The organism is Chitinilyticum aquatile DSM 21506 (assembly GCF_000430805.1).
GTDB lineage: Bacteria > Pseudomonadota > Gammaproteobacteria > Burkholderiales > Chitinibacteraceae > Chitinilyticum > Chitinilyticum aquatile.
On the sequence record NZ_AUMS01000031.1, the window covers coordinates 1 to 1232 of the forward strand.

The window sequence follows — 1232 nt, forward strand, 5'->3', positions numbered from 1 at the left end:
GCTTTCGCCGATGAGGTGGCCGGCGAGGTCGTAGTGGTACAGCGTGTCGCTCACGATCTGGCCGTTGTTCGTGAGGGTTTTGCGGATGCGCTGGCAGCGTGCCGCGACGAGGGGAGATCGATGCATACCCATGCCGATATATGCATACAACCCTTTAATATAAATGGCTACAGCCATATACAAATAAAGTAGGCGAGAAACAGCTTGGGGGAGATGGATTGTTAAAGATCGGGGATGCGGAAAACGGCGCGGCCTGCGCCTCCGATTACGCGTCTCGAAGCGGCGATGCACGGTCGGTTCGTGCGGCACAATTCGCTGCGCTCATTGTATAAGCCGCACTTACTTTTTGATTGCTTGACACAAATCAGCACCATCATCTCTAGACAAAATGAAACAATGCATGCCGTTGTCGCCATCAATAAAAAAAACAACAGAAACATTGTATTCATCATTTCTAAAGACCGCCGATCGATTAAATACATAGCCAACATCCACAAAATCATCTGGCGATTTTAATAATTTCACTGAACCTGAAGGCCTTTCAGAAAGAACAGCCTTATTTTGAATGGCATAATTAATTATCGAAACAATCACAGCTTTCTGCGTATATTGCGGCCGCATATTGCCATATATAAAATAACCCATAAATAGCAATAGAATCATCAATCCAACAGCTTTTGCTGCATTTGTTTTTACCTTCCGCATTTGCAATAATCCATTGTAAAACCATGATGCCAAGAATCAAGTTTTAGATGAGGGTCATTTGGATTGCTTGAATCTCCTTCTACCCATATGTGTCCTGGCTGCCACCATGATTTACTTTTGAAGTTATCTTTGAAATAAAATTTCCATTTATCATCGGTTTTTCCTAGATTAATCATCAAGTCATACAAAACATCTGCTGATTGATCAGCACAATTTAAATATCCCGGCAATGCGTTATTTATAATCCAATTGTCGGTTCTTTCTTTATTTTTCGTCATTCTCACTACTGTTTTTTCAAATTGACGGTAGATTGCATCTACGTCAGCTTTACTCAGGCCACTAGGATCAATCATTGAGGCCGGATCACCACCCACATAAGCATACGTATTAATCCCCCCCTCCAGCCCAATCGGGTCGGACTGCATATACCGCCCTGTCAGCGGGTCGTAGTCGCGGTAGTAGTTGTAGTGCAGCCCAGTTTCCTTGTCGAAATACTGGCCGGGGAAGCGCAGGTTCAGTGTCAGGCG

Annotated in this window: 2 protein-coding genes; both read right to left on the reverse strand. The window is 44.2% G+C overall.

The genetic code is table 11. The features are described 5' to 3' along the window. Positions 1-339: 339 nt before the first annotated feature. Positions 340-705 (reverse strand): hypothetical protein, encoded by a 366-nt coding sequence (locus H559_RS22790; RefSeq protein WP_155845430.1) that lies wholly within the window; start codon positions 703-705, stop codon positions 340-342. Continuing rightward, on the reverse strand, positions 693-1232 hold a 540-nt coding region (locus tag H559_RS22375; protein ID WP_162143327.1), incomplete at its 5' end, for an RHS repeat-associated core domain-containing protein. The genes H559_RS22790 and H559_RS22375, both read right to left, overlap by 13 nt.

Coding starts and splice junctions, on each gene's coding strand:
- H559_RS22790 (WP_155845430.1), bottom strand. CDS start 705: ATGCGGAAGGTAAAAACAAATGCAGCAAAAGCTGTTGGATTGATGATT.